The sequence below is a fragment of the Streptomyces sp. NPDC060366 genome, from assembly GCF_042725135.1.
Taxonomy (GTDB): Bacteria; Actinomycetota; Actinomycetes; order Streptomycetales; family Streptomycetaceae; genus Streptomyces.
On record NZ_JBHXDC010000009.1, the window covers coordinates 228,867 to 250,078 of the forward strand.

16 protein-coding genes are annotated in these 21,212 nt (G+C 71.6%); 5 read left to right on the forward strand and 11 right to left on the reverse strand.

The window, feature by feature from the left end:
- Window positions 1-45: 45 nt before the first annotated feature.
- Complete coding sequence (locus ACFWHU_RS23050; RefSeq protein WP_385793525.1) at window positions 46-741, reverse strand: hypothetical protein; 696 nt, start codon at window positions 739-741, stop codon at window positions 46-48.
- 281 nt (window positions 742-1,022) lie between these two features.
- Here ACFWHU_RS23050 and ACFWHU_RS23055 point away from each other — a divergent pair, with 281 nt between their 5' ends.
- Entirely contained in the window at window positions 1,023-2,072 is a 1,050-nt protein-coding gene (locus ACFWHU_RS23055; RefSeq protein WP_387226777.1) for an aldo/keto reductase, read from the forward strand.
- Window positions 2,073-2,149: 77 nt separating this feature from the next.
- Here the strand turns inward: ACFWHU_RS23055 and ACFWHU_RS23060 are convergent, their stop codons facing one another.
- Window positions 2,150-3,442, reverse strand: coding sequence for an NAD(P)/FAD-dependent oxidoreductase (locus ACFWHU_RS23060; RefSeq protein WP_387226779.1), 1,293 nt, complete (start codon window positions 3,440-3,442; stop codon window positions 2,150-2,152).
- A 239-nt stretch (window positions 3,443-3,681) separates the two neighbouring features.
- Between ACFWHU_RS23060 and ACFWHU_RS23065 the strand changes: the two genes are divergently transcribed.
- Complete coding sequence (locus ACFWHU_RS23065; RefSeq protein WP_387226781.1) at window positions 3,682-5,529, forward strand: lyase family protein; 1,848 nt, start codon at window positions 3,682-3,684, stop codon at window positions 5,527-5,529.
- A gap of 123 nt (window positions 5,530-5,652) precedes the next feature.
- Entirely contained in the window at window positions 5,653-7,209 is a 1,557-nt protein-coding gene (locus tag ACFWHU_RS23070; protein ID WP_385793534.1) for an MFS transporter, read from the forward strand.
- A gap of 6 nt (window positions 7,210-7,215) precedes the next feature.
- On the opposite strand, the gene ACFWHU_RS23075 is transcribed toward ACFWHU_RS23070, so the two are convergent.
- The 7 genes from ACFWHU_RS23075 to ACFWHU_RS23105 all read right to left on the reverse strand — a co-directional run bounded on the left by ACFWHU_RS23075 (window position 7,216) and on the right by ACFWHU_RS23105 (window position 13,850).
- A complete protein-coding gene (locus tag ACFWHU_RS23075; RefSeq protein ID WP_387226783.1) occupies window positions 7,216-8,181 on the reverse strand; it encodes a phosphotransferase family protein in 966 nt (321 codons plus the stop codon).
- Between the two features lie 48 nt (window positions 8,182-8,229).
- A complete protein-coding gene (locus tag ACFWHU_RS23080) occupies window positions 8,230-9,042 on the reverse strand; it encodes an alpha/beta fold hydrolase (protein WP_387226785.1) in 813 nt (270 codons plus the stop codon).
- Window positions 9,043-9,171: 129 nt separating this feature from the next.
- Window positions 9,172-9,939 (reverse strand): SDR family NAD(P)-dependent oxidoreductase, encoded by a 768-nt coding sequence (locus tag ACFWHU_RS23085; RefSeq protein WP_387226787.1) that lies wholly within the window; start codon window positions 9,937-9,939, stop codon window positions 9,172-9,174.
- Between the two features lie 21 nt (window positions 9,940-9,960).
- Window positions 9,961-11,163 carry a serine hydrolase domain-containing protein gene (locus ACFWHU_RS23090; RefSeq protein WP_387226790.1) on the reverse strand — a complete coding sequence of 401 codons (1,203 nt, stop codon included), beginning with the start codon at window positions 11,161-11,163 and terminating at the stop codon, window positions 9,961-9,963.
- Window positions 11,164-11,219: 56 nt separating this feature from the next.
- Window positions 11,220-12,005, reverse strand: coding sequence for an energy-coupling factor ABC transporter ATP-binding protein (locus ACFWHU_RS23095; protein WP_387226792.1), 786 nt, complete (start codon window positions 12,003-12,005; stop codon window positions 11,220-11,222).
- Complete coding sequence (gene cbiQ / locus ACFWHU_RS23100) at window positions 12,002-12,763, reverse strand: cobalt ECF transporter T component CbiQ (protein ID WP_385793548.1); 762 nt, start codon at window positions 12,761-12,763, stop codon at window positions 12,002-12,004. Before cbiQ ends, ACFWHU_RS23095 begins: the two co-directional genes overlap by 4 nt.
- 1 nt (window position 12,764) lies before the next feature.
- Window positions 12,765-13,850 carry an energy-coupling factor ABC transporter permease gene (locus ACFWHU_RS23105; RefSeq protein ID WP_387226794.1) on the reverse strand — a complete coding sequence of 362 codons (1,086 nt, stop codon included), beginning with the start codon at window positions 13,848-13,850 and terminating at the stop codon, window positions 12,765-12,767.
- A gap of 238 nt (window positions 13,851-14,088) precedes the next feature.
- Between ACFWHU_RS23105 and ACFWHU_RS23110 the strand changes: the two genes are divergently transcribed.
- Window positions 14,089-14,502 (forward strand): SsgA family sporulation/cell division regulator, encoded by a 414-nt coding sequence (locus tag ACFWHU_RS23110; RefSeq protein WP_385793554.1) that lies wholly within the window; start codon window positions 14,089-14,091, stop codon window positions 14,500-14,502.
- Window positions 14,503-14,536: 34 nt separating this feature from the next.
- On the opposite strand, the gene ACFWHU_RS23115 is transcribed toward ACFWHU_RS23110, so the two are convergent.
- Entirely contained in the window at window positions 14,537-16,789 is a 2,253-nt protein-coding gene (locus ACFWHU_RS23115) for an MMPL family transporter (RefSeq protein ID WP_387226797.1), read from the reverse strand.
- A gap of 150 nt (window positions 16,790-16,939) precedes the next feature.
- A complete protein-coding gene (locus ACFWHU_RS23120; protein ID WP_385793559.1) occupies window positions 16,940-17,512 on the reverse strand; it encodes a TetR/AcrR family transcriptional regulator in 573 nt (190 codons plus the stop codon).
- 207 nt (window positions 17,513-17,719) lie between these two features.
- Here ACFWHU_RS23120 and ACFWHU_RS23125 point away from each other — a divergent pair, with 207 nt between their 5' ends.
- Window positions 17,720-21,112 carry a S41 family peptidase gene (locus tag ACFWHU_RS23125; protein ID WP_387226800.1) on the forward strand — a complete coding sequence of 1,131 codons (3,393 nt, stop codon included), beginning with the start codon at window positions 17,720-17,722 and terminating at the stop codon, window positions 21,110-21,112.
- Window positions 21,113-21,212 lie beyond the last annotated feature (100 nt).

Consider the following 21,212-nt stretch of genomic DNA (forward strand, 5'->3'; position numbering starts at 1 on the left):
ATCAGCCGGTCGCCACCCGGGCGCGACGGTCCCGGCCGGCACGCCCTACGCGGACGGCCGCGGCGGCAGCCGCCAGTACTGGCGCTTCTTCTCGTCGCGGACCGCCAGGCCCAGCCTGTTCAACTCGCCGCGCAGCGCCCGGACATCCTCCTCCGTACCCGTCTTCCGCATCGCCGTCGCACGGGCGCTCATCAGCGCGTTCGCACCCACCGGAAGCCCCGGCGTGTCCGGGACCCAGAGCCGGAAGTCGGCCTTGTACGGGTCCTCGGCGACCCAGGTGTAGCCGTGGGCGGTGAAGGCGGCGGCCAGCTCCGCCGCGTCCAGGTCGCAGGGCTCGCGTGCCATCTCCTCGGCGTGGTGGCCGAGCAGTACGAGGAACTTGCCGTCCAGGAAGACCGGGCCGAGGTCGGCGTGGTTCAGCTCCTGGGGCTCGTCGCGGATCGTCAGCGTCACCCGGGTGTCGGTCAGCCGTACGGCCAGCGCCTCGTGCAGCGCGATGAACGCCACGAACACGCCGAGCAGCACGCCCGCCGTCACGCCGAGGACGGTGAGCCAGGGCTCGGGAATCGAGTTCAGGAGCTCCGCCGGACCTTTCAACGGGGCCCAGCGCAGCGTCACCAGCCAGTTGGCGAGGAGTTTGACCAGCCAGCCCACGACCGCTCCGAGCGCGGCGAAGGCCGGGACGATCCAGACCCCTTGGGCCAGTACGGTGGCGTCGCGGTCCTTGGCGGTTGACTTCATACGCCGAGGTTAGGAAGCGGACGCCGGGGCGGGTATCGGCCGAAGGGATCCGCGGGTGTGACCAAAGTATCGGGAGCCTCCGGAGTGGTCGGGCCGACACCGATCCGGAGGGATCGGGCCCGCACCGATCCGGAGTGATCGGGTCCATGGCGATACGGAGCCATCGGGTCCGCCACGCGGGCTCTCCTGACGGCCCGTCGCGCCTTGACCTTGATCGCACTCCAAGTCCTAGAGTGCCCGCGTACCCCCCAGCGGAGGCCTGACCAGCAAGGGAGCACGACATGCGTTACCGCACTCTCGGCGGCACCGGTATCGAGGTGAGCGTCCACTGCCTCGGCACCATGATGTTCGGCTCCGTCGGCAACAGTGACCACGACGACTCCGTACGCATCATCCACGCCGCCCTCGACCAGGGCGTCAACTTCCTCGACACGGCGGACATGTACTCCGCCGGTGAGTCCGAACTCATCGTCGGCAAGGCCCTCAAGGGCCGCCGCGACGACGTCGTACTCGCGACCAAGGTGCACTTCCCGATGGGCGAGGGCCGTAACCGCGGCGGCAACTCGCGGCGCTGGATCGTCAAGGAGGTGGAGGAGAGCCTGAAGCGGCTGGACACCGACTGGATCGACCTCTACCAGATCCACCGCCCCGACAACACGACGGACATCGAGGAGACGCTCTCCGCGCTGACCGATCTCGTACGGCAGGGCAAGATCCGCGCCTTCGGCTGCTCGACGTTCCCCGCCGAGGAGATCGTCGAGTCGCATGTCGTCGCCGAGCGCCGCGCGCTCATGCGGTTCAGGACGGAGCAGCCGCCGTACTCGATCCTGGCGCGCGGCATCGAGACGTCCGTCCTGCCGGTGTGCGAGCGGTACGGGATGGGTGTGCTGACGTGGAGTCCGCTCGCCTCCGGCTTCCTCACCGGCAAGCACCGCATGGGCGGCGCGATCGACCTGACCACGGGCCGCGCGGCGCTCACCCCGGCGCGGTTCGATCCGACGCTGCCGGTGAACATCACCAAGCTGGAGATCGTGGAGCGACTGGTCGAGCTGGCGAACAGCATCGGCTGCTCACTGCCCGAGCTGGCGGTGGCCTTCACCGTCGCGCATCCCGCCGTGACGTCGGTCATCATCGGCCCGCGCACGATGGAGCAGTTGGACGGGCTGCTGAAGGGCGCCTCGATCGGTCTGGACGACGCGACGCTCGACCGTATCGACGAGATCGTGCCGCCCGGGACGAACGTCTACCACCCGGACGGCGCCTGGCGCCCGCCCGTACTCACCGACGCGTCGCTCCGTCGGAGGCCGACGGACGACCGGGCCGCGGCGTAACCCGCTGCCGCGGCGTAACCCACTTCGGCCCGGCCTTGCGTCTCGGCCTGACAGACGTCAAGCGGTCCGACAGAACGTCATGCGGTCTGAGGCAGGGTGTCGGCCGCCTCGTAGGCGGTCAAGTTCGCTGCCACAGTGCCGACTTGACCGCCTTCCGGCGTGAGGACGAGATCCGCCGGCGCACGCGCCGCCACCATCCGCCGGAAGCGGATGAGCTGGGAGGGCCTGTTCACACACAGGGCGCCGGTGATGTGCTGCCCGTCGGTGTACACGGCGACGAACTGACGCTCGGCGAGCGTCCCCGCGACCACGTGCGGGACACCGTTCCCGCGTCCGACGAACTGGATCGTGGTCCCGTACTGCTCCGACCGGAAGTACGGCACGGATTCGAACGGCACCGCGTTCTCGCCGTCCGCCAGCAGGGTGTCGGCGGCGGCCGCGGCCTGCTCGACCGTGTCGCTCCGCCGCCCGACCCGCATCACCGTGCCGAACAGCGGGTTGAACCAGCGGGCCACATCCCCGGCCGCGACGACGCGCGAGGCTCCCGCCGCCGCGCACGTCGCGTCCAGGAGAACTCCGTCCGCCACGTCGAGGCCGCTCCCCCGCAGCCATTCGGTGCGCGGTGCGCGGCCGACCGCGACGACCACCACATCGGCGGGTACGCGGGTGCCGTCGGCCAGCTCGACCCCGTCGGGGTGGAGCCCGGCGACCGAGGCGTCGGTCGTCATGACCGTGCCGTGGTCGCGGTGCAGCTCGGCAAGCTCCCGCCCCATGGCCGTACCGAGCACGTGCCCCAGCGGACCGGGGCCCTCCTCGATGACGGTGACGTCGAGCCCCAGGGCCCGGCAGTGCGAGGCGACCGCGCAGCCGACGAATCCGGCGCCCACGACCGCGACCCGCGGTCCGTGGAGGAGGGCGGCGCGCAGCGCCAGCGAGTCCTCGAAAGTACGGAGGACGAACACGTCCGGGTGCCCGCCCTTCAGGGGAGCGGGCTGCCGGGCCGCGGCGCCGGTCGCGATGACCAGCCCGTCGAAGTCCAGGGTCCGGCCCTCGGACAGCCGTAGGGTGCCACCGGTGCCGTCAGACGTACGGTCGAGGGCGAGCCCTTCCGCCGTCGTGTTCATCAGCAACTCGGCGTCGAGGTCCGGCGCGACCGTAAGCCGCGCGCCGTCCACGTACCCGCCGGTCAGCACGGCCTGGGAGGGCGGAGGACGGTCGTACGGCGGGAATTCGGGGTCCGAGCCGACCAGCGTGAGCTGGCCGTCGAACCCGAGCCGACGCAGCGCCTCGCCGGAGCGCACGCCCGCGAGAGATGTGCCGACGACGGCGATATGACGGAGTGTTCCGTTCGTTCCACGTATCTCGGTCACCGCCGTTCGCCGACCCTGCGCCCCCGAATGGTCTCGATGTTCATCACCGCCCACTTCCTGACCGTTGCCGGTCCGATCCCTGCTCCCGCAGGGTTCATTCACTCAATCGGTCCCTTACCCAGACCCTGTTAAAGGGTGTTAAACATCCATCGTTCGCCTCGCCCGGCACGGACGGGCGGGGGACCTTGGTACCAGCAGGCCGGGCCCACGCCCGGCGCGTACCGAGGAGACGGTCTCCCTTGACTTCCGCCGACCGCACCGACGACGACCGCACCGAGCGCGTCGACGCCGAGCACGCCGACGCCGACGCCGACCGCCGCGAGTCCGACGGGCACACCGATGACACCGGGCTGCTCTCGCCCGGCCGGGCGGGATCCGCCGCCGAGGCGGCCACCGGCGACGCCGCGTTCCTCCGGGCCATGCTCGACGCCGAGGCGGCGCTGGTCCACGCGCAGGCCGCGGTCGGCCTCGCGCCGGAGGCGGCGGCCGACGCGATCACGGCGGTGGCGGCGGCCGGGCGGTTCGACGTACGGGACGTGGCACTGCGGGCGCGCTCCGCGGGCAATCCGGTGACCCCGCTGGTGGCGGATCTGACGGCGGCGGTCGACGACGAGGACACGAGGGCGGGGAGGGACGCGGACACGGCGCAGTACGTGCACCGGGGCGCGACCAGCCAGGACATCGTGGACACGGCGATGATGCTGGTCGCCGCCCGCACGGTGCCGGTGATCCTGGCGGACCTGGACCGTACGGCCGACGCGCTCGCCGCCCTGGCCACGACCCACCGCACGACCCCGGCGGCGGGGCGCACCCTCACACAGCACGCGGCCCCGACGACGTTCGGGCTGAAGGCGGCGGGCTGGCTCTCGTCGGTACGGGCCGCCCGCACCCGGTTGGCGGCAGTCCGGCTCCCGGCCCAACTGGGCGGCGAGGCCGGTACGTTGGCGGCTTTCGCGCCGGACGACGTCGCGGTGGACGGGGCACCGGGCAGGACCTCCACCGCCGCGTCCTGCGAGCCCGTCTACGACCTGACCGGCCCGCTCGACACCACGCTGGACAGCCCTCCCGAGCCGCTGCCCGACTACCCGCCCGCCACCGGCCCCGGCCCGGAGGGGGATTTCGAGCCCGGCCTCGGGGTCGACCCCGCGCCCGACGAGCCGATCTACGACCTGCCGGGCGCGGCCCCCAACCACTCGGCCGAGGCCGCGACGGAGAGCAGGGACGGGAGCGGGGCCCGGGAGGCGGACCGGGGCGCAACCGGCACCGGCACGGCCGCCGACACCCACACCGGCGCCGCCACCGGCGACCGCCCCGAAACCGACACCGGCGTGCGTCTCCTCGCCGCGTACGCCGACCGGCTGCGTCTCGCCGAACCGACGCTCCCGTGGCACACCCTCCGTACCCCCGTCGCCGATCTCGGCTCGGCCCTGGCCTTCACCGTGGGCGCGCTCGGGAAGGTGGCCGCCGACGTGCTCGTGCTGTCCCGGACCGAGATCGGGGAGGTCGCCGAGGCGCGCGGCGGCGGTCCGGCCACGCCGCCGCACCGGCGTAACCCGGTGCGGGCCGCCCTGATCGCCGCCGCCGCGCGACAGGCTCCCGCACTCGCCTCCGTACTACTGGGCGCGCTCGTCGCCGAGGACGAACGCCCCGCCGGTCCCTGGCACGCCGAGTGGCAGCCGCTGCGTGAGCTGCTGCGGCTGACCGGCGGAGCCGCCCGTGACGCCGCCGAACTCGCCCACGGTCTGCGCGTCTTCCCCGACCGGATGCGGGACAACCTCGCGCTCACCCACGGGGTGCTCGCAGCCGAACGGCTCGCGACGGCCCTGACCCCCGCCGTCGGCAGGGCCCGCGCGAAGGAACTGCTCGGCGCCGCCGAACGGCTCGCGACACGCGCGGGCATCCCGCTCGCGCAGGCGCTGACGGAGACCGATCCGGCGGTCGCCGAGCTGATCGGGGAGGAGCGGATGCGCGCCCTCACCGACCCGGCCGGTTACACGGGTTCCGCCCCGGCCCTCGTGGACCGCGCGCTCGCCGAACACGACGCCGAACAGCCTCCGGCCGACGACGCCCCGCAGGCCCCCCGATGACCGTTCCCCGCCCGGTCGCGGCCGAGTCGCGGGTCCGGTTCGCCCCACTTAGAGTCAGATCCGGTGAACGACGGCGCTCCCTGTCCGAGGGCGCGCACCACCCCGTTCCACCACCCCACACCTATGACTGATTCACAGGGCACGCCGCCGACCACCACGAAGAGTGCCGCCGCCCCCGACGGGGACCGCGGCAACGGAATCGCGCTGGCCATCATCGCCTCCTGCCAGCTGATGGTGGTCCTCGACATCACCATCGTGAACATCGCGCTCCCGCACATCCAGAGCGCGCTCGACTTCTCGACACAGAACCTGTCCTGGGTGGTCAACGCCTACACCCTCACCTTCGGCGGCCTGCTGCTGCTCGGCGGCCGTCTCGGCGACGTCCTGGGACGGCGCAGGGTCTTCATGTTCGGCGTGGCGCTCTTCGCGTTCGCCTCTCTGCTCTGCGGTTTCGCGCAGGAGTCGTGGCAACTGCTGGCGGCCCGTGCCATCCAGGGCGTCGGCGGCGCGATCGCGTCCCCGACGTCACTGTCGCTGATCACCACCACGTTCCGTGAAGGGCCCGCGCGCAACAGGGCGTTCGGTGTGTTCGCGGCGGTCTCGGCGGGCGGCAGCGCGATCGGGCTGCTGGCCGGCGGCATCCTGGTGGAGTGGCTGGACTGGCGGTGGATCTTCTTCGTCAACGCGCCGATCGGGCTGGTGATCATCGGCCTGACGCCCCGCTTCATCAAGGAATCCGTGCCGCGCCCCGGTCACTTCGACGTCGTCGGCGCACTCACCGCGACACTCGGCATGGTGTGTCTGGTCTACGGCTTCATCCGGGCCTCCGAGGAGGGCTGGACCAACGGCCTGACGCTAGGGTCCTTCGGCGCCGCCGTGGTGCTCCTGGCCCTCTTCATCGTCATCGAGCGGCGTTCGCGGCAGCCGATCACCCCGCTCTGGATGTTCCGTGACCGCAACCGCTCGGGCGTCTACGGGATGATGCTGAGCCTGGCCGCGGCGCTGTTCGGCATGTTCTTCTTCCTGACGCTCTTCGTGCAGGAAGTCCTCAACTTCAGCCCGCTCCGGGCCGGTCTCGCCTTCCTCCCGGTGAGTGTGATCATCGCCGTCGGTGCGGGCATCGCCTCGCAGTTGCTGCCGCGCTGGGGTCCGAAACCGTTCATGGTGTCCGGCGCGATCCTGGCCGCCGGGGGTCTCGCGTGGCTGACGCTGACGGACGTGAACAGCACCTATCTGGGCAGCGTTCTGGGGCCGATGCTGATCTTCGGCCTCGGTATGGGCTTCCAGTTCGTGTCGCTGACCCTGATGGCGCTCTCGGGTGTCGAGCAGGAGGAGGCCGGCGCGGCCTCCGGCGTTTTCAACGCGACGCAGCAGGTGGGCGGTTCGCTGGGGCTGTCCATCCTGGTGACGGTGTTCGGCACCGCCAGCAAGGACGAGGCGAAGAGCCAGGTCCCGGACTTCCTGGCGCACGCGACCCCTGCCCAGAAGATGACGTTCCAGAAGACGGGGACGCTGCCGAAACCGTGGAGCGACGAGGTGCTGGCCCACGGTGTGTCGAACGCGTTCATCGTGGCGGCGGTGTTCGCCGCCGTATCGGCCGTGATCGCGGTGTTCGTGATCCAGGTACGGGCCTCGGACCTCGAACGCCTCCAGGGCGGCACCCCCACGCCGGGCGTCTGATCCCCCCTACGCGGTGGTGGAGATCAGCCCGAGGGCGAGGATCAGCGCGGTCCCGGCGGTCCTGCGGGTCACCGCGGTCCGCGCGGGCGGGTAGCCGCGCGGTACGCCCTCGACCAGCATGATCAGGTACAGGTAGCAGCGGTAGAGCGCCATGCGCAGCCGGGCGGACCGGTCGAAGCCGGCGACGCCGCCACCCGCCCGGTAGCCGGCCAGCAGCGCCGGGTCGTCCTCGGGTTCGCCGAACAGATTGAGCGACACGAACTCCGCCAACGGGTCGCCCCAGAACATCCGTTCACCGTCGATGACCCCACCGATCCGCCGCTCCCCCGCCTCACCCGTCAGCAGGATGTTGCCCTCCCACAGATCGAAGTGCACGAGCGCGGGAACGGTGACCTCGTCCAGCGCCGGTACGGCGGCCCGTACCAGCTCCCGCACACGCTCCCCGGACACGGGCAGCTTGGCCCCGAACCGCTCGGCGTCCGCCAGCACCGCCTCCAGCATGGCCATGAACGCCTCCCGCCAGGTATCGGCGGTGGGCACGGCCCGGGACGGGTACCCGAAGCGCGTACCGGTGACGGTGTGCAACTGGGCCACGCAAGACCCGAGTTCGCGCCGCAACCGCTCGTGCTCCACATCCCCGAGCCCGTTCGCCAGGTCGGACCACGGCTGCCCCGGACACTCCGTCATCAGCAGCGAATCCGCCGCGAGACGCACCACCTCGGGCACCGGCACACCGGAGCCACCGGCCGACCGATAGAACTCGCCCTCGTTGACGAGCAGTTCACTCTCGTACGTCAGACGCGGCGTCCCGGCCTCCGGCGGCAGCTTCAGAACCAGCCGCCCCCCGTCGTCCAGCCGCACCCGGTAGAGGGAGTTGTACGTTCCCCCGCCCAACACCTCGTGCCCGACGCCCGCCCGCGCCCCGGCGGCCTCAAGAATCGCGGCGAGCCGGGACGCGGTCAGCGCGGACATGTACGGACCCTCTCGACGGCGGACGCACCCCGGAGCACGGGGACGCCCTCAGCCTACGAGGACCTTCCGCAGCACCTCCGCGAACTCCCCCGGTGCCTCCACGAACCCGCCGTGGCCGCCCGGGAATTCGGCCGGGGCCGAGGCGAGGCGGCCGGCCAGTTCCTTGGAGGTGCGGTACGTGACCAATTGGCCGGACGTCGCGCCGAAACCGATCACGACGCGGGCGGGTCCGGCCTTCAGCGCCTGGATGTCGGGCAGGTACCGGGCGGTGCCGCGCAGTTCATGGCCGAGGAAGCGGGCCCCGTCCGCCATGTCCTGGGCGGAGGGTTCGGCGGGCGGTTCGGCGGGGGCGCCGGATTCGCCGCCGGTGTCCAGCCCGGCGAAGGCCATGAACTTCGCGAACGCCGGTCCGGGGCCCTCCCGGTGGAACGTCCCGACGATGTCGTCCGTCTCCGCGAGCCGCTCGGCCGCGTCGGGCAGCAGCCCCAGCACGGGCGGTTCGTGCGCGACGAGGGTCCGCACCCGCGCCGGGTGCCTGGCGACCAGGGCGAACCCGGTCACGGCGCCGCCGCTGCTGCCGAAGACATCGGCCGACCCCGCGCCGAGGTCGTCCAGGATCGCGGCGAGGTCGTCGGCCCGCAGTTCGGGGGTGGAGTCCTGCTCGGGGTCGTCCAGTGTGCTGCCGGAGATGCCCCGGGGGTCGTGGGTGACGACGGTGTACCCGTCGGCGAGCGCGTCGGCCAGCGGCGCGAAGTGCACGGCGCCCATGGGCGCGCCCGTGAGTACCAGGAAGGGGCCGGAGCCCCGTACCTCGTAGCGCAGGTGCGCGCCGGGGACGTCGAGTGTGCGGGTGGTGACCATGGTGGTGCCGTCCTTGCCTGGAAGCCTGCTGGATCGGGGTGACAAAGGTAGGACCCTGCCGCGGGGCGGAACTCATCGCTTCCCGGCCGCTTCCGCGTGCCGGGCACCGGCCGCCGGGCCGCGGCGGCGCTACTCCCCCCTGAGCGCCCTGCGCAGCCCCAGGTTGGACGTCAGGATCCCCCCGTCCACCGGCAGCGTCACCCCGGTGATCCAGCCCGCGTCCGAGGACGCCAGGAACGCCACCGCCGACGCGACGTCGTCCGGCAGGCCCACCCGGCCCGCCGGGTAGTGGGGCGCCGCGCGTTCCAGGTTGGCCTCGCGGCCCCGCCAGCCCTCCGTGTGGATCGTGCCGGGTGCGACGAGGTTGACGCGCACCCCGCGCGGTGCCGCGTGGCCCGCCAGGGTGCGGGTCAGGCTCGCGAGGCCCGCCTTCGCCGCGCTGTAGGCGTGGTTGCCGAAGTCCTGCTCGCCGTTGACCGAGCCGATGCTCACGATCGCGCCGCGCCCCGACGCCGCCAGGTGCGGCAGCGCCGCCCGCGCGCAGCGGAAGGCCCCGGTCAGGGTGAGGTCGAGGTCACGGGCCCAGTGTTCGTCCGGTTCGTCCTCGAAGAGCGGCGCGTCCACCGTGCACGAGTACGCGTTGTTGACCAGGACGTCGAGCGAGCCGAAGCGCTCGACGGCGTACGCCACGGCCGCCTCGACCGACGCGCGGTCGCCGACGTCGCAGACGTACGCCTCCGCGCCGTCGATCAACTCGGCGGCCCGCGAAGCCCGTTCACCGTCCACGTCGGTGATCAGCACCCGCGCACCCTCGGCGGCAAGCCGACGGGCGATGGCCTCGCCGATACCGCGCCCGGCTCCCGTGATCAGTACGCCGTGATTCTCGAATCGCCTCACCAGAATCGCCTCATACGACGATCATGCGGCCGACCTGACGGCTCGCACCAGGGCCTGGGCCCGGGGGTCCGCCGTCACTCCCTTCCGCATCCCGTTGGTGACGTAGCCGAAGGCGATGCCCGATTCCGGATCGGCGAAGCCGAGCGAGCCGCCGCTCCCCGGGTGCCCGAAGGAGCCGGGGCCCAGTAGTGGCGCGCCCGCGCCGTGCAGCATGAAACCCAGGCCGAAGCGGGTGCCGACGACCAGCACCCGGTCGGGGCCGGCCGATTCCTCGGTACGGGCGAGGGTCAGCGTCGCGGGGGCGAACAGCCGTTCGCCGCCCCGGTAGCCGCGTCCCGGACCGTCGACCGGGCCGATCATCGCCGCGTAACAGCGCGCCAGCGCACGCGCGGTGGAGATCCCGCCGCTCGCGGGCATCTCGGCGGCACGGTAGGCGGCGCTGTTGAGGTCCGGCAGCGGATCGATCGCGCCGAACGCCCGCCGGGTGAGCGATTCCGGGTCCTTGTACGCCTCGGCGACCGAGCGCTTCACGCGCAGCCTCAGCTCACCACCGCCACCGGCGGGCTCCTCGATCCGGCCGATCCGGCCCACCCGGTGCGCCTCTTCGGGGGGCAGCCCGATCCAGAAGTCCAGGCCGAGCGGGCGGGCGATCTCGTCCGCGATCCAGCGGCCGACGGAGCGACCTGTGACGCGTCTCACCAGCTCGGCGACGAGCCAGCCGTAGGTGTAGGCGTGGTAGCCGTGGTCGGTGCCCGGCTCCCAGACGGGCCGCTGGGCGGCGAGGGCGTGGGCGCCCGACTCACCGTCGAGCGCTTCGGCGGGGCTGAGCGGCCGGTCGAGCACGGGCACGCCCGCACGGTGCGACAACAGGTGCCGTACGAGGACCCGTTCCTTGCCCGCCGCCTTGAACTCGGGCCAGTACGTGCCCACCGGAGCGTCCAGGTCGATGCGCCCGCGCTGGTGCAGCAGCAGCGGTACGGCGGCGGCGACGCCCTTCGTGGCGGAGTGGACGATCTGCGCGGTGTCCACGGCCCACGGCTCCGCGCCGTCGACGTCGCGCGTGCCGGCCCACAGGTCGACGACCTTGTGCCCGTCCCGGTACACGGCGACGGCGGCGCCCCGTTCACCGCGCTCCTGGAAGTTCCGTACGAAGGCGTCCTTGACGGGTTCGAAGCCCGCGGCCACCGTGCCCTGGACGTCAGCGACGCCTACCATCCCGCTCATCCCTCCATGGTGCACGGTTCCGGGGGCCGTGCGGGCCACCGGGGTTCAGCACGGGCTCAGCCGGACGGGACCGACGTGGGATCGAAACCGAACGGCAACTCCAGCCGGTGCGCGCCCATCAGCTCCGGGTCGCCCAGCAGTTCGCGGGTCGGCCCGTCCGCCGCGATGACGCCCTCGCTGAGGATCACGGCGCGCGGGCAGAGTTCCAGCGCGTACGGCAGGTCGTGGGTGACCATCAGAACGGTGACGTCCAACGCCCGCAGGATGTCGGCGAGTTCGCGGCGGGACGCCGGATCGAGGTTGGACGAGGGCTCGTCGAGTACGAGGATCTCGGGCTCCATCGCCAGGACCGTGGCGACGGCGACCCGGCGGCGCTGGCCGAAGGAGAGATGGTGCGGCGGCCGGTCCGCGTACTCGGCCATGCCGACCTGGTCGAGCGCGGCGACGACCCTGGCCTCCAGCTCGGGGCCGCGCAGTCCGGACGTGGCGGGGCCGAAGGCCACGTCCTCGCGCACCGTGGGCATGAAGAGCTGGTCGTCGGGGTCCTGGAAGACGATGCCGACCCGGCGGCGTATCTCGGCGAGGTGCTGTTTCGCGACGGGCAGCCCGGCGACGGTGACGGACCCGGCGCCCGCCGCGTGGATGCCGTTGAGATGCAGGACGAGGGTGGTCTTCCCTGCGCCGTTGGGCCCCAGCAGAGCCACCCGCTCGCCGCGCGCGACGGTCAGGTCGACGCCGAAGAGGGCCTGGTGACCGTCGGGATACGCGTAGGCGAGCCCGCGCACTTCGAGAGAGGGCGGCGGGGTCGGCGGCTGCGGCTGTTCCTGGGACTGCGTGCTCATAGCGTCCAGCCAAGCAGACAGACCGCGAGCGCCGAGAGCGGGAGTGCGGCGGCCGACGTCCACTGCGCACGGGACGCCGTCATCTCGTCGATGACCGGCATCGTGCCCGTGTAGCCGCGGCTCATCATCGCCAGATGCACCCGCTCGCCGCGCTCGTAGGAGCGGATGAACAGGGCGCCGGCGGATTTGCCGAGCACACCCCAGTGCCGTACGCCGCGCGCCTCGAAGCCGCGCGAACGGCGGGCGATCGACATCCGGCGCAACTCGTCGGTGATCACGTCGCCGTAGCGGATCATGAACGACGCGATCTGGACGAGCATCGGCGGCAGCCTGAGCCGTTGCAGCCCCAGCAGCAGCGCGCGCAGTTCCGTGGTGGAGGCGAGAAGTACGGAGGCTGCCACGCCCAGCGTGCCCTTGGCCAGCACGTTCCAGGCGCCCCACAGGCCGGGGACGCTCAACGACACCCCGAGGAACCGGACTTGGTCGCCGGGCACCACGAACGGCATGAGGACGGCGAAGGCCACGAACGGGACCTCGATCAGCATCCGGCGCAGCAGGAACCCCGCCGGGACGCGGGCGAGCGCGGCGACGGCGGCGAGCAGCAGCGCGTACAGACCAAAGGCCCACACGGCCTCGCGCGGGGTGGAGACCACGACGAGCACGAAGCACAGGACGGCGGCGAGCTTGCAGTGCGGCGGCAGCGCGTGGACCGGTGAGTTCCCCTGCCGGTAGAGCTTGTGGGCGTGGCCCGCCCCCATGTCAGGCCCGCTCGGCGGAGGACGCGGAGGACGCGCTCTCCGTACGGCGGCGGTGGACGACGTAGAAGATCCCGCTGCCCACGACGACCGTCGCGCCGACGCCGATCACGCCCGCGAGGCCGCCGGAGAGACGGGAGTTGGAGATGTCCGCGATGCCGTAGTCGGCGAGGGGCGAGTCGGCTGCGGCGTGCTCCTCGACCTTCTCGTCGATGCCCTTGTCGGCGGCGACCTTCTCCAGTCCGTCGGGGTTGGCGGAGGCGTAGAAGGAGACGACGCCGGCCAGCAGGAGGGCCGTGCCGAGGCCGGCCGCCAGGAGCCCGCGCGGCGAGCGCGAGGCGGCCGGCGCGGGGGCGGCGGGCACGGCAGGGGCGTCGATCAGTTCACCGTCCACCCGCAGCTTGAGCGGCGCGGCGAGCCCGCGCGCCCCGTGAACCAGGTCCGGGCGTACGGCGATGACCGCCCCCACGGTCAGCGCGGTGATCGCCGCCTCGCCGATGCCGATGAGGACGTGCACGCCGACCATCGCGGTGAGCACCTTGCCGATCGGGATGTCGGTGGTCCCGCCGATCGCGTAGAGGAGGGTGAACGCCGCCGCGGCGGCCGGCACGGACACCAGCGCGGCGACGAAGGCCGATCCGGTCACCGAGTGGCGCCCCCGCGGCAGGACCCGGAGCAGGGCCCGGAAGATCCCGTACGAGACGAGCACCGTCACGACGCCCATGACCGTGATGTTCACGCCGAGCGCGGTGAGTCCGCCGTCGGCGAAGAGGATGCCCTGCATCAGCAGGACGACGGCGATACAGAGCACCCCGGTGAAGGGGCCGACGAGTATCGCCGCCAGCGCCCCGCCGAGCAGATGCCCGCTGGTGCCGGCCGCGACGGGGAAGTTCAGCATCTGTACGGCGAAGACGAACGCCGCGACGAGGCCCGCGAGGGGCGCGGTGCGCTCCGCGCCGTGGCCCTCGGCGAGGGGTCCGTCGCCCAGCTCGCGGCGGGCGCCGCGCAGGCTGACCGCCACGGCTCCGGCCGCGACGACGCCGGCGGCGGCCGACACCGGCAGGTTGATCATTCCGTCGGGGACATGCATGGGCGGGCTCCGCTTCCGGCAGGCGTGGTGAACCGCTCGAAGTGAACCGTTCGAATAGATAGTCCTCTCTTGCGAACGAGTTGCAAGAGCGTGGCCCATGCGAACCGGTGTACGGGCACCGAACGGCACGGAAAGTTTGAGGATTCCGGGACGCACGGCGTTAAATATCTGACAAAAGGTATGTTGTTCTATAAAGCACTACATACAGGGTCGAAGACCGCCGCAGAGGAGCGAAGCGATGCCAGCCGTCGTCGAGCAGCCCGCCAAGGTCCGTCTCATCACGGACGCCCCCGACCACAGGTGCCTCTCGGTCACCCTCCGCTACGACAGCGCCGATCCTCTGGCCGTGCGCGTCGCCTTCCCCGCCGAGGTGTCGCGCGACGACGGCGAGGTGGTGTGGGCCTTCGCCCGCGAGCTCCTCGAAGCGGGCCTGCGTACGCCGTCCGGCGAGGGCGACGTACGCGTCTGGCCCTGCGGCCGGGCGCAGACGATGCTCGAATTCCACTCGCCGGACGGCGTTGCACTGGTCCAGTTCGACACCGCCGCGCTGCGCCGCTTCCTGCGGCTGACACACCAGACGGTCCCGGCCGGCGAGGAGCGCTACCCTCTGCGCGCCAAGCGGGGCCTGGACCGTCTGCTGCACAACTCCTAGGTCACCTCTTCCGGGTCACCTCGGACCCGTCACCTCAGACCCGCACCAGCTCCTTGTCCGAGCCGGGCCCGGCGTCCCGGCCGGCGCCGTCGGACTCCTTCTCCAGCATCTTCCGGAGCTGCTCCCCCTCGACGTCGACGTTCGGCAGCAGCCTGTCCAGCCAGCGCGGCAGCCACCACGCCTTGTTGCCGAGCAGTGCGAGCACCGCCGGGACAATGGCCATCCGGACCACGAAGGCGTCGAAGAAGACCGCGATGGCGAGCGAGAAGCCGATCATCTTGATCATGGACTCGCCGGAGCCGATGAAGCCCGCGAAGACCGCCATCATGATCACCGCGGCGGCGGTGACGACCCGCGCCCCGTGCCGGAAGCCGGTGACGATCGCCTGGCCGGGCCGCTCCCCGTGGACGTACGCCTCCCGCATCCGGGTGACCAGGAAGACCTCGTAGTCCATGGCGAGACCGAAGACCACACCCACCATGAAGATCGGCATCATCGACATGACGGGACCGGTCTGCTCGACGCCGAACAGACCCGAGAGCCAGCCCCACTGGAAGACCGCGACCACCGCGCCGAGCGCGGCGACGACCGACAGCAGGAACCCGAGGGCCGCCTTGAGCGGTACCAGGACCGACCGGAAGACGAGCATCAGCAGCAGGAACGCCAGACCCACGACGAGCGCGAGGTAGGGCAGCAGCGCGTCGTTCATCTTCTCGGAGAAGTCGGTGTTCATCGCGGTGGCGCCGGTGACCAGGACCTTCGCCTCGCTGTCGGAGGCGATCTCGCCGCCCGCGTCGCGGATGGCGTGGACCAGGTTCTCCGTCTCCACCGACGAGGGACGGTCCTTCGGGACGACCGTGATCGTCGCCGTGTCACCGGCCTTGTTGTACGTGGCCGGGGTGACGGCCGCGACGCCCTTCAGATCCTTCACCGCGTCGGTGACCTGACCGGCGGTCTGCTTGGCGTTGTCGTCGCCCTTGCCGTCCACGACGACCATCAGCGGCCCGTTGAAGCCGGGGCCGAAGCCGTCGGACAACATGTCGTACGCCTTGCGCTGCGTGGTGCTCGTCGGCTGCGAACCGTCGTCGGGCAGACCCATCTCCAGCGAGGTCGCCGGTACGGCGATGACGCCGAGGCCGACGACTCCGGCGAGGAGTACGGCGACGGGGCGGCGCAGCACGAAGCGGGCCCAGCGGGTGCCCATGTTGGGCTTGCCCTCGGCCACCTTGCCGTCGGCCGATGCCGCCCGCTCCCGCTCGTGCCGCTCGCGCACCTTCTTGCCCTGTACGCGCCTGCCCGCGTATCCCAGCATGGCCGGGACGAGCGTGAGCGCGACGAGGACGGCGATGACGACCGTGCCGGCGGCGGCGATGCCCATCTTGGTGAGCATCGGGATGTTGACGACGGAGAGCCCGACGAGCGCGATGACGACGGTGAGCCCCGCGAAGACGACCGCGGATCCCGCCGTCCCGGCCGCCCGCCCGGCGGCTTCCTCGGGTTCACGCCCCTCCGTCAGCTCCGCCCGGTAGCGGGAGACGATGAACAGGGCGTAGTCGATGCCGACGGCGAGGCCGATCATCATCGCGAGAATGCTGGTGGTGGAGCCGAGGTCCATCACGCTCGCCAGCGCGGTGATGGCCGAGACGCCGATCCCGACGCCGATGAGCGCGGTGAGCAGTGGCAGCCCCGCCGCGATCAGCGAGCCGAAGGTGATGACGAGTACGACTGCGGCGACGGAGACACCGATGACCTCGGTGGCCCCGGTCTCCGGTACGGCCTGGAGCGCGTCCCCGCCGATCTCGACCGTCAGGCCCGCGTCCCGCGCGTCGGCCCCGGTCTCCTCCAGCGCCGTGCGGGTCTCCTCGGTCAGCTCCATCGAGCTGACCTTGTACGTGACGGACACGTAGGCCGTCGAACCGTTCTGCGAGACGGCCTTGGCCGTGTACGGGTCGGTGACCCGCGCGATCTGGTCCGAGCCGGCCGGCAGCTCGTCGACGATCTTCTCGACCTCGGCCTTGTTGGCGGCGGAGGTCATCTTCTCGCCGTCCGGCGCCTTGAAGACGACACGGGCTGTCGCTCCGTCGGCGCTGCCGCCGGGGAAGCGCTCCTCAAGGAGGTCGAAGGCCTTCTGGGCCTCCGTCCCCGGAATGGAGAAGGAGCTGGAGGTCGCGGTGGACGCGGATGCGGCGCCGACGCCGGCCAGGGCCAGCAGCGCCACCCATACGAGGGCGACGAAATTTCGGCGTCGGAAGGCGAACCGTCCGAGTTTGTACAGGAACGTGGCCACGAGGCGTACTCCCGGTCTGGGGGTGGATCAGGGCATGGGGAGCCGACCGACGGCGCGAGAGCGACACGCGTGCGGTGCTGGGTACTGCTGGGGAACCCCGGAGATGGGCGAGCGGCCCAGGGAGGCGGAGCTGCGGTGCTGCGGGGAGGGTCAGACGCCGAGGGCGGGGAGAACCACGGCGTCGAGGTAATCGCGGAGGAACGCCTGGTCGACAGAGCGGTCCTCGACGAGCTGCCGGGCGACGAAGGCGCCGACCAGCATGTGTGTGACGTACTTCAGCGCGGGCTGGTCCGCACTGATCTCACCCCGGTCCACGGCACGGCGCAGGAACACGCTCAGCCCGTTCAGCTCGGGCTCGATGAGGAGTTCCCGCAGGGCCTGGTGGAGATCGGGGTTGGTGTGGACGGCATGGACCAGGCCCCGCATCAGCGCGGTGTCCCGTTCCATCTGACAGTCGTCGGCCATCGAGACCATGGCGTGGAAGTCCCCGCGCAGCGAGCCGGTGTCGATCTGTGCGACATCGGCCGGCTTGTTGTGGCGCAGGGCCCGTGCGACGAGCTCCGGCTTGCTCCCCCACTGGCGGTAGAGGGTGGCCTTGCTGGAGTGGGTGCGACCGGCGACGGCGTCCATGGTGAGGGCGTCGTAGCCGACCTCGCGCAGCAGGTCGAGCACGGCTCCGTACAACTCGCTCTCGCGCTCCGGCGTGAGTCTGGTGCGTGCCATGGTCGACCTCCCTCGAGGAATCGAAGAACCGAACGAAACGGTTTCGTACAGTACGAAGATAACCCCACCTTCATCGAAACGGCAACGTTTCGCTTGTGGGCTCCGCCACACCCCCACACACACGACCGAGCGCCCGCCGAACACATCCGGCCAACTGACCGGTGCCCACGAGTTGCCCCACCCCTCACGCACGGAAAGCATTGGGGGGTGAGTGACGACGTCGCGTATCTCCGCTATCCGCATCTGCACGACGACTTGCTGTGCTTCGCCGCCGAGGACGATCTCTGGGTCGCCCCCCTCTCGTCGGCCAAGCACCGCCCGGACCGCGCGTGGCGGGTGACCGTCGACCGCACCAGAGTGGGACATCCGCGGTTCTCGCCCGACGGCAGCCAGATCGCCTACACGACCTGGCGCAGCCTCGATCCCGAGATCCATCTGGCGCCGGTGGCCGGCGGCCCCGCCCGCCGGCTCAGCTACTGGGGCTCCACCGACACCCGCGTCTGCGGCTGGACACCGCCGGACAAGGACGGCTCGGCGCAGATCCTCGCCGTCTCCTCGCACGGGCAGCCGTTCTCGTACTACTCCTGGGCCTACAGCGTCCCCACCGACGGCTCCCCCGGCGGCAAACTCCCCTGGGGCCCGGTCGCCGACATAGCCGTCACCGACATCGGGGGCGAGCGGCGCACGCTGCTGCTCACCGGAAAGCCGCCGCACGAGCCGGCCGCCTGGAAGCGTTACCGGGGCGGGGCCATGGGCCGGCTCTGGCTGCACGGCGAGCGGCTGCTGGAGGATCTGCCCGGCCACCTCGACTGCCCGATGTTCGTCGACGGGCGCATCGCCTTCCTCTCCGACCACGAAGGCGTCGGCAATCTCTACTCGACGCTCCCCGACGGCACCGACCTGCGCCGGCACACCGACCACGACGCGTTCTACGCCCGCCACGCCTCGTCCGACGGGCGCCGGATCGTCTACCAGTGCGCGGGAGACCTGTGGCTGGTCGACTCGCTGGCGCCCGACTCGGTGCCGCGCAAGCTGTCGGTACGGCTCGGCGGCCCGCGCGCCGGCCGGCGCACCTACCAGGTCCCGGCCGCCCACCACGTCGACTCGATCTCCGTCGACACCACCGGCCGGGCCAGCGCCGTCTCCGTACGCGGCAGCCTGTACTGGCTCACCCACCGCGACGGCCCGGCCCGCACGATCACCGACACTCCGGGGGTACGGGTCCGGCTCCCCGAGATGCTGGGCAGCGGCGGCAAGGTCGCCTACGTCACCGACGCGGACGGCGAGGACGCGATCGAGATCGCCTACCTGCCCCGCGCGAGCGGCGACCGGCCGCCGGTGCGGCTCGCCTCCGGGCGGCTGGGAAGGGTGCATGAACTGATCGCCGACCCGGACGGCGAACGGCTGGCGCTGACGACGCACGACGGAAGACTGCTGATACTGACGGTTCCTGACGACTCACCAACTGACGCACCGTCAGAAATGACCGGTACGGAGTCGGCCGAGCCCGTCACGGAGGACGTCACCGAAGACGTCACCGAACTCATCCGCTCCGTCAACGGCCCCGTCACCGACCTCGCGTTCTCCCCGGGCGGGGACTGGATCGCCTGGTCCCACCCCGGAGTCGGCCGCTCGCTGCGGCAGATCAAGATGGCGCGGATCGCCGACCGTACGATCATCGACGTCACCAACGGCCGCTTCGAGGACGAGAATCCGGTCTTCACGCGGGACGGCCGATATCTCGCCTTTCTTTCCTGGCGTGGGTTCGACCCCGTGTACGACGTCCACACCGGCGACCTCTCCTTCCCGCTGGGCTGCCGCCCCTATCTCGTACCGCTGTCGTCGGCGACGCCCTCGCCGTTCGCGCTGTCCCCGGACGGCCGGCCGGCCGCGGGCGGACTCGACCCGGTGGCGGCCGTCGTGTCCGACGGCACGGGGGGCGCCTCCCAGGCCGAAGGCTCCGGGGGAGGGACGGTGACGGTCGAGGTCGAAGGACTCGCGAGCCGCGTCACGCCGTTCCCCGTCACCGCGTCCAAGTACTCGGCCCTGCAACCCGTCAGCGGCGGCGGCCTGGTCTGGCTGCGCTGGCCGATCTCCGGCGCGCTCGGTGAGACGTTCGCCAACCCCGCCGACACCTCGGGCCGGCCGACGCTCGAACACTTCGACATCACCAAGGCGCGCAAGAGCGAACTCGTCGACCACCTCGACTGGTTCGCGATCAGCCGGGACGGTTCACGGCTCGTGGTCGTGGACGACGACGATCTGCGCGCCGTGCCCGCCAACGAACCCGGCGACAGCGACTCGACCGTCCATCTCGATCTGCGCCGCATCCTGCACGAGGTCGACCCGGCGGCCGAGTGGCGCCAGGCGTACGGGGAGGCGGGCCGCATCATCCGCGCGTACTTCTGGGAGCCACAGATGTGCGGCATCGACTGGGACGCGGTACTCGACCAGTACCGCCCGCTGGTCGAACGCGTCGCGACACCCGACGAGTTCGCCGATCTGCTGCGCGAGGCACTCGGCGAGCTGGGCACCTCGCACGCCTACGTCACCCCCGCCCGCCGCAACGAAGGACCGCCGCACTACCAGCGCGCCATGGGCCTGCTCGGCGCCAACCTCGTCTGCCGGGACGGCGAATGGCTGATCAAACGGATCCTGCCCGGTGAGTCCTCGGACTCCAAGGCCCGTTCCCCGCTGGCCGGTACGGGCATCCGCGAGGGCGCGGTCCTGACCCATGTCGACGGCCGGCCCGTCGACCCGGTGACCGGCCCCTTCCCGCTGCTGTCCGCCGCCGGCGGCACGACGGTCGAGCTGACCTTCCGGCCCGCCGAGGACCTGTCGACGGCCAACGGCGGTACGGGAAACGGCGGTTCACGGCGCGTGGCGATCGTCCCGCTCGTCGACGAACGGCCCCTGCGCTACCAGGACTGGGTGGCCAAACGCCGCGAGGTCGTCCGCGAGATGAGCGGCGGCAAGTGCGGCTATCTCCACATCCCCGACATGGGCGGCTCCGGCTGGGCGCAGTTCAACCGGGACCTGCGGCTGGAGGTGTCCAGGCCCGGACTGATCGTGGACGTACGCGGAAACGCCGGCGGCCACATCAGCGAACTCGTCGTGGAGAAGCTGACCCGGCGCATCCTCGGCTGGGACCTGACGCGCAACGCCCAAGCGGTCAGTTACGCCTCCAACGCCCCGCGCGGCCCGGTGGTCGCGATCGCGGACGAGGCCACCTCCTCCGACGGCGACATGATCACCGCCGCGTTCCGGCTGCTGAAACTGGGCCCGGTGGTCGGACAGCGCACCTGGGGCGGTGTGGTCGGCATGACCGGCAGACACCGCTTGGGCGACGGCACGGTGATCACGGTGCCGATGAACGCGGCCTGGTTCGACACGTACGGCTGGTCGGTCGAGAACCACGGCGTGGAACCGGACATCGAGGCGCTGCGCACGCCGCTGGACTGGGCGGAGGGGCGGCACGCACAGCTGGACGACGCGGTGTGGGTGGCGCTGGAACTGCTGGCGAAACAGCCGGCGTCGACACCCCCGGACTACACGAACGTCCCCGACCGCCGCCGCCCCGCGCTACCGCCGCGAAGCTGATCCTCGCCGACCGGCATTCTTCGACCGGGCCCGCCCGGTGGCCGGATCGTCCTCAATCGCCGGACGGGCTTGATAAGCCCGTCCGGCGATTGAGGACACC